This is a genomic window from Psychrobacter sp. 72-O-c (assembly GCF_904846605.1).
Classification (GTDB): Bacteria; Pseudomonadota; Gammaproteobacteria; order Pseudomonadales; family Moraxellaceae; genus Psychrobacter.
On the sequence record NZ_CAJHBI010000056.1, the window covers coordinates 1 to 7,134 of the forward strand.

Genomic DNA, 7,134 nt, shown 5'->3' on the forward strand with positions numbered 1-7,134 from the left:
CAGTATAATTCGGTTAGGTTATCCATGTAAGAAGTCCTTTTTGCTGTCGTTTGTCTTGGTAAACTTACTTTAGCGTATTAGGACTTCTTTTTTTATCTTTTTCTTCGCTTATCCCGAACTGAGGTTACGTAGTAAATCCTATTTAAAGGATTTACTCTTGCGAGCTGAACAAAGCACTGCTTTGTTTTATCAGCTCTCAGGTCATCGTCAGCTCTCTATTCCTAAAAGCCCCCTTCAACACAAGTTGAAGGGGGCTTTTTATGCCTAAAATAAAGTTGCATGAGTAAGAATAGGTAAAGTCAAAATAAGTCTCTTAATCCAGAAATCTTATCAAAATCAAACCTTAACTGCTCATTCTTACGTTGCCTTAGTTGTTCTATACGTAGCTTACGGCCAACTATTAATCTAAGTACATCACGGCGCTGCTCAGTCGTCATACTATGCCATAATTGACGTTCAGGGCGACTGCGTAGGCAACCAAAGCAATAGCCTTTTTTATTGCTTTGGCAAACACCAATACATGGATTGGCAATTTCGAACAGTTCAAACTGCTGATTCATGGCTACTCCATAGCTATTATCGTCATTCCTTTGACTTACGCAAAATTATTGTGATAACACTATTATGTCGCAAATAATGAATAATAATGTGCCGTTTTATTGTTACTATTTTTAGTGACCTACTGCTATGCTTAGCTTTTATAGTCTATATAAAGCAATCATAACAAAATCAATAAGCGAGATCACACATGAACATTATTTATATTCATGGCTTAGACAGTGATGCCAATTCCACGAAAGGCTTGCTACTAGAAGGTTACTGTAAAGAGCATTATCCTGATATTACCGTATTGCGACCAGATCTGAATAAAAGTCCTGTGCAAGTATTCGATCAATTATTAGACTTGATAACGAATTTAGGTGATATATCAAAAACAGTATTAGTAGGCAGCTCTTTAGGAGGATACTTTTCGGCATTGGTAAGTAATCATACGGGTTGTCCAGTATTGCTATTAAACCCTAGTACGCAGCCACATATAACCTTACAACGTTTTTCCGAGGAACCTATATTAGATGACATTACTGAAAATAAAAGGTTAAGCAGTCAAGTTATGCATATGACAGCAGGGGGCTGGGCAATTAGGGTAGCAGATTTACAGTGGTTTGCTGACCATCCGTTATTATCGATCAATTACCCTCAGAAAACAGCAGTTTGGATTAAAGAAGGTGATGAACTACTGAATCCTCAGGTGTCGGCAGAGTTCTATCAGCAGCAAGGCGCAGCGGTCACACTACAAACAGGTGGTGATCATAGGTTTAGTGATTTCGCTAGCCAGTTGCCTATGGTAATAAGAAGCTTACAGCAGCTAAAATAAACTAGAACACAGTCTACTAGCTAAGAAATTAGGAAAATTGATTTGGTCAAAATAGACGACATTATATGACGTGCGCTGCTGACTATTAACGCTAATCCTGCTGTTTTTCGTTATAATGGTTTAATAGAATTAATTGTTTGTGAATACTTAAGGAAGCATTTGTGAGTGAATATAATGCGCAATCGTTAGAAGTTTTAGAAGGACTGGAGCCCGTACGTCGTCGTCCTGGCATGTATACTGATACCACTCGCCCCAATCATCTGGCGCAAGAGGTAATTGACAATGCGGTCGATGAGGCACTGGCAGGCTATGCGAAAACAATTAAAGTTCAGCTGCATGAGGATGGCTCGCTATCGGTAGAAGACGATGGCCGTGGTATGCCAACCGACATTCATCCTGAGTATGGCCAATCGGGTATTGAGCTGATTTTGACGCGTTTGCATGCAGGTGGTAAATTTTCTACCTCGAATTATCAAGTATCAGGCGGGTTGCACGGCGTTGGTATTTCGGTTGTAAATGCCTTATCAACACGAATTGAGGTAACGGTATGGCGTGAAGCGACGCAGTTTGATATGGTGCTTGAAAATGGGGCACCAGTCACATTATTGACCGAGTCAGTAAGTTCTAATAAGCGTAAACGTGGTACTAGAGTGCGTTTTTGGGCAGATGGTAGTTTTTTTGATAGCCCTAAATTTAATATTAAGCAACTTAAGCATAATTTAAAAGCCAAAGCGGTATTGGCTGCGGGTCTGACTATTGAGTTTATTGACGACATCAATAATGAGAAGGTTGTTTGGCAATTTACTGATGGCGTGGTTGAGTATTTAACTGAGCAGCTAGATGGACTTGAGACGTTACCTGAAGCTCCGTTTTATTATCATCACGAGGCTAAGAACGGTGCTCGTGCGGGTATTACTTTGGCACTGTCTTGGTTGCCTGAAGGTGGTGTACCCATTCAAGAAAGTTACGTCAACCTTATTCCTACTGCGCAAGGCGGTACGCATGTTAATGGTTTGCGAACAGGTATTTTGGAAGCATTACGTGAGTTTTGTGATATTCATAACTTATTGCCACGTAGTGTAAAGCTAACAGCAGAAGATGTTTGGGATGGGATAAACTATATCTTATCGCTTAAATTTTCTGAGCCGCAGTTCTCGGGGCAAACTAAAGAGCGTTTATCTAGCCGTGAAGCTGCGGGAGCAGTACAAGCCTTAGCAAAAGACGCTTTTAGTTTATGGCTCAATCAACATGCGGATTTGGGTACTCAAATCGCAGAGCTAGCGATTAATAAAGCGGGTCGTCGGCTTAAATCCGCCAAAAAAGTAGCCCGGAAAAAAATCACTCAAGGTCCGGCTTTACCCGGTAAACTTGCTGATTGTCGTGGCGATTTGCGCGATGGTGCTGAGTTGTTTCTGGTAGAAGGGGATTCGGCAGGAGGTAGTGCCAAACAAGCTCGTGACCGGCATTATCAAGCCATACTGCCGCTGCGTGGTAAGATTCTGAACACTTGGGAAGTGTCCTCCGATACCGTGCTATCGAGCCAAGAGATTCATGATATTGCTATTGCGATCGGTGTCGATCCGGCTTCGGATGATTTATCTGAGCTGCGTTACGACAAAGTATGTATCTTAGCGGATGCTGACTCCGATGGTCTGCATATCGCAACGCTGATCTGCGCCTTGTTCGTAAAGCATTTCCCTGCGCTAGTTGATGCTGGCCATCTATTTGTGGCGATGCCGCCTTTATATCGGGTGGATGTGGGTAAAGAGGTACATTATGCTTTAGATGAGCCTGAGCTTGAGCATATTTTAGCCAAGGTTCCTGGCAATAAAAAAGCGCAAATTACTCGCTTTAAAGGATTGGGTGAGATGAGTGCTGAGCAGTTGCGCGAAACCACGATGAATCGCGATACTCGCCGTTTAGTTCAGTTAGATATGGACGATATGATATTGACCAATAGCGTAATGGATATGCTACTGGCAAAAAAACGCTCGTCTGATCGCAAAACTTGGCTTGAAAATAAAGGTAACTTAGCTGATATGCCGTTATAAAGTGGCGTTTTAATCAGCGATTCGTAATCTTGTATTACTATTTATACTTATAATCTAGTACGTTACGCCTTGGTAAAAGCTTATAAAAGTCAATTTAGCGGCCCTAGGTTAATGTTATTATGTCATTATCTTTTATTACGTGGTGCCGTCATGACATCCAAATTTTCTAGTCGTTCTAAATCTATTTCTTCTAATGATACACACTCTAAAGCGCGCTCTAAAGTGCTGCCTACACTCAGCAAAAAAGATTTGGGCAACTTAGTCCCCAAACGTGGTGGCCGAGTTGCACCAGTAGTAGGCTCTTGGTTGCTAAAAACTGCGGGCTGGCGGACGGTTGGGGATATTCCCGATATATCTCAAGCGGTAGTATTAGCACTGCCGCATACCTCGAATATCGATGGTGTTTATGCTATCCCTGCACTATTTTCGCTAGATGTGAAAATTAATATCATGGGCAAACATACCCTCTTCAAAGTACCGGTATTAGCACAGCTGCTACGTTGGATAGGCATTATTCCTATTGATCGCGGTAATAAAGGCTCGGTATTACAAACCAGTATAGATAAATTTAAGTCAGGTGAACCGTTGTTCTTAGGGTTGTCGCCAGAAGGTACCCGTAAATATACGGAGACTTGGAAAACGGGATTTTATTACTTAGCACTAGGCGCAAATGTGCCGATTTTGCCTGTTGCATTAGATTATAAAGCCAAAGAAGTACGTTTTTTATCACCGGTATATCCCACTGGTGATATCGAAGCTGATCTGCCAAAGGTTTATGCTCAATATTGCGGCGTAGTACCACGTCATCCTGAGCGCTTATCGCAGCCGCTACAGGATGTTAATGACTTGGATATTGATGATTTAAATGTTTAGGCGCCTATTACTGTCTAAATTCGATTGGTCAACTAAAACTGCGGCTGCCCGTTAGAAGCACTAACGCCACCGTCTACTGGTAAGTTAACACCGGTAATCATCGACGCATCGTGGCTGGCCAAAAAAGTAATGGCCCCTGCAATGTCATCGGGAGTCGCAAGGCGCCCTAATGGACAACGGGCTAAAAACTTGTTGGTCTTGATTTCGCTGTCTTGAATAGCGCTAGTCATGCTGGTTTCGGTGACACTAGGGTTAACGGCGTTGACGCGTACGCCATCGGGACCATGATCTAATGCTAAGGTACGGGTTAAATTACTTACGCCTGCTTTAGCCGCATTGTAAGCCGCCATATTCCAATCACCACCGACCCCTGAGAGCGATGAGACATTGACAATATTGCCCTTAGTCGCAATTAGATGGGGCATGGCAGCTTGGCAAACATAAAACGTACCATTTAGATTTACATCTATCGAAGTCTTCCAATCCTCAGTAGACAGTTCGGTAATTTTGCCTTGAATCGCTTTACCGGCATTATTGACCAGCACATCAATATGATCAAACTTTTCTATTACTCGTTTTATCATCTCCTGCACTTGACTCTGTACGCTAATATCGCAGGTGACTGTCAAATAATTATCGGTATGAATCCAAGTACGGTCTTGCGGAAAATCTTTTGCGGTTTCCTCCAAAGTTTCAGCCGTGCGCCCTACTAAAACAACACTGGCACCTTCCTTTGCAAAGCGAATAGCAGTGGCACGACCGATACCGGAGCCGGCACCAGTGATAATAACGGTTTTTTCTCTAAATCGTTTCATGATCTTCAATCCTTGTTATCATAAGAGGGTAGATGTATAAATAAAATGGCTTTTGGAGTAAAGAAATTCTACAAATAAAATAATAGTATGAGTCTAGCTTAATAAGCAAACTCTATAAATAATAAATTATTTGTAGAACCGTTAATAAGCCCTAAGAAAAATACTGGGGAACATAACTTTTAGCCATAATAACAAGTCATTGATATTATGGCGACTGTGTATCATTGCGCTTATGTAAATTGACTAAGCATTATTCTCTTAACCTAAGAGTGCAATATTTTATATTCATCTGATAACAAGAGACGGGTACTGTGCCTAAATCGACTACCATGACATCTGATTGGACGTATCTTACCAACGAGCTGGCCTGTTACCTACAAAAAGAGGCGCTAGAGGTTGTCTTGCTCTTGCCTGCAATGGATACTATCGAGGTTAACCATGCCGCGAAATACTGCGCTCGGCAGTATAACTACCTGCTACCATTAGGTCAGCTACGGCTGCTAGAGGCCACACTATATTTGCCGTCGTCTATCTATCCAGCTGATATTGAGGAAGTACGCACAGCTGCTATTACATCGGCGCTAGCGTGGCAAAAAAGCTGTTTGTCTCAAAATGAGGATGATCAAACAGACTGTTATTACGTTCTAATACTTGATATCCAGCTCAATAATGATGATATTGATGTTAATGGCAATAACGTTGATAGTAGCCATCATCAGGGTGTTGTATCGCAGCGCTTAACACATCACTTTGGCACCCGTTACTTTAAAGAAAGCTTAGTATTAGATGCCAATGACAGTGTGCAGCAACTACAAATATTCAGCTGGCAAGATTGGCACTCGATACTGATAACAGTACAAACAGCCAGTGAGCTATGGCGATTTTTAGGTTATCAGTTAAAGCATCTAAAACCACAGCAGCTAGAACCTCCAACAGCCAGTCATTCATCAAATTTTGACTCTGAGCAAGCGCTACTAACTCAGTTTATGAATAGTGATTTTTTATTTACCCAAGCAATTATGATTGATGATGCCTTAATAAAATATGGTATGCAAGATAAGCCTAATTCAGCTCTAGTGACTATGAAACTGGCGCAAAAAAACAATAGCACTGCCGTTCAAATGTATCATCAGCATATGCAGCAAGCATCGACACTGTGGTCGCAGCTTAGTACCCAAATGATCGGTTTGGTTGGTGAAAAACCCACAACTAGTGACGAAGAACAATCAACAGCGTCGCAATATTCTCACTGGCAGCAGCAATTAAGAGATGAGTCGCTATTTTCACGGCATGAATTAGTGCGCACTTTATATAGGCATCCCAAACAAACAGCGGAATTGCAACAAAGCGGCTACGTGGTGCATCAACACTCTTATGAAAGCTTGGGCCGACATTATGTGCTGATATTTTATGGACAAACAGCGAATGGGAAGCAGAGTAAAGAAGCTATACAACCAAATTTACAACAGATTGCGCAAGATGTTGCTACGCGCTTACCGATAGCAGAACTGCACCATGTCATTGTAATGGGAATAGAGTTTATAGCTGATACAACAGATACCTTTATGGATATCGATTTATGGATTCAGCCTGTCAGCGCGATGACTCAAAAAGAACGCCGGCTTACCAAGCAATTACAGCGCTTAAAGCATCAACAAACTGGCGAGCGGCAAAAAAGTAACCAGCAAGACCTTCAATCAGTCTCAAAAGTAACCTCATCAACTCAAATAACCGGTTCAACATAAAAGACTAAGCAAGATAAGCAGTCTAATGAACTACCAGGTATTCATCTAAATCTTTCTGTTCCAGCTCGCAGTGACAAACCATAATTTAAAATTTATAAAAAATTCTGTGTAAGACTTAAACGGTTTATCTTAGAGCACTTAAATAAAAGGTGGTGTATCAGAAAGTATGCTGAGGAATTAAAGGAGGGGTGACAGCCGAAGCAAGATGATATATTTGAGGTTATGAAGACACAAATAGATATCAGCTGCCCCGACTGTCACAGTTCCAGTCTAAA

6 protein-coding genes are annotated in these 7,134 nt (G+C 41.6%); 4 read left to right on the forward strand and 2 right to left on the reverse strand.

Translation table 11 applies throughout. The annotated features are described in order from the left end of the window. Window positions 1-299: 299 nt before the first annotated feature. On the reverse strand, window positions 300-560 hold the full coding sequence (locus JMX97_RS13395) for a DUF1289 domain-containing protein (RefSeq protein WP_201558911.1): 261 nt from the start codon (window positions 558-560) through the stop codon (window positions 300-302). Between the two features lie 188 nt (window positions 561-748). Between JMX97_RS13395 and JMX97_RS13400 the strand changes: the two genes are divergently transcribed. From JMX97_RS13400 to JMX97_RS13410, 3 genes are all read left to right on the forward strand, one after another. Next, on the forward strand, window positions 749-1,375 hold the full coding sequence (locus tag JMX97_RS13400; RefSeq protein ID WP_201558913.1) for a YqiA/YcfP family alpha/beta fold hydrolase: 627 nt from the start codon (window positions 749-751) through the stop codon (window positions 1,373-1,375). A gap of 161 nt (window positions 1,376-1,536) precedes the next feature. Further along, window positions 1,537-3,426: a DNA topoisomerase IV subunit B gene (gene parE / locus JMX97_RS13405; protein ID WP_201558915.1), complete on the forward strand. Its 1,890-nt coding sequence runs from the start codon at window positions 1,537-1,539 to the stop codon at window positions 3,424-3,426. A gap of 150 nt (window positions 3,427-3,576) precedes the next feature. After that, complete coding sequence (locus JMX97_RS13410) at window positions 3,577-4,299, forward strand: lysophospholipid acyltransferase family protein (protein WP_201558916.1); 723 nt, start codon at window positions 3,577-3,579, stop codon at window positions 4,297-4,299. Window positions 4,300-4,331: 32 nt separating this feature from the next. Here the strand turns inward: JMX97_RS13410 and JMX97_RS13415 are convergent, their stop codons facing one another. Then, a complete protein-coding gene (locus JMX97_RS13415; protein ID WP_201558917.1) occupies window positions 4,332-5,114 on the reverse strand; it encodes an SDR family NAD(P)-dependent oxidoreductase in 783 nt (260 codons plus the stop codon). Between the two features lie 311 nt (window positions 5,115-5,425). Between JMX97_RS13415 and JMX97_RS13420 the strand changes: the two genes are divergently transcribed. Further along, window positions 5,426-6,859: a hypothetical protein gene (locus JMX97_RS13420; RefSeq protein WP_201558918.1), complete on the forward strand. Its 1,434-nt coding sequence runs from the start codon at window positions 5,426-5,428 to the stop codon at window positions 6,857-6,859. The last annotated feature ends 275 nt before the right edge of the window (window positions 6,860-7,134 follow it).

What these genes read in the sequence shown, in the direction of transcription:
- JMX97_RS13400 (WP_201558913.1), top strand. Translation starts at nt 749, where the DNA reads ATGAACATTATTTATATTCATGGCTTAGACAGTGATGCCAATTCCACG.
- JMX97_RS13415 (WP_201558917.1), bottom strand. Translation starts at nt 5,114, where the DNA reads ATGAAACGATTTAGAGAAAAAACCGTTATTATCACTGGTGCCGGCTCC.
- JMX97_RS13410 (WP_201558916.1), top strand. Translation starts at nt 3,577, where the DNA reads ATGACATCCAAATTTTCTAGTCGTTCTAAATCTATTTCTTCTAATGAT.
- JMX97_RS13395 (WP_201558911.1), bottom strand. Translation starts at nt 560, where the DNA reads ATGAATCAGCAGTTTGAACTGTTCGAAATTGCCAATCCATGTATTGGT.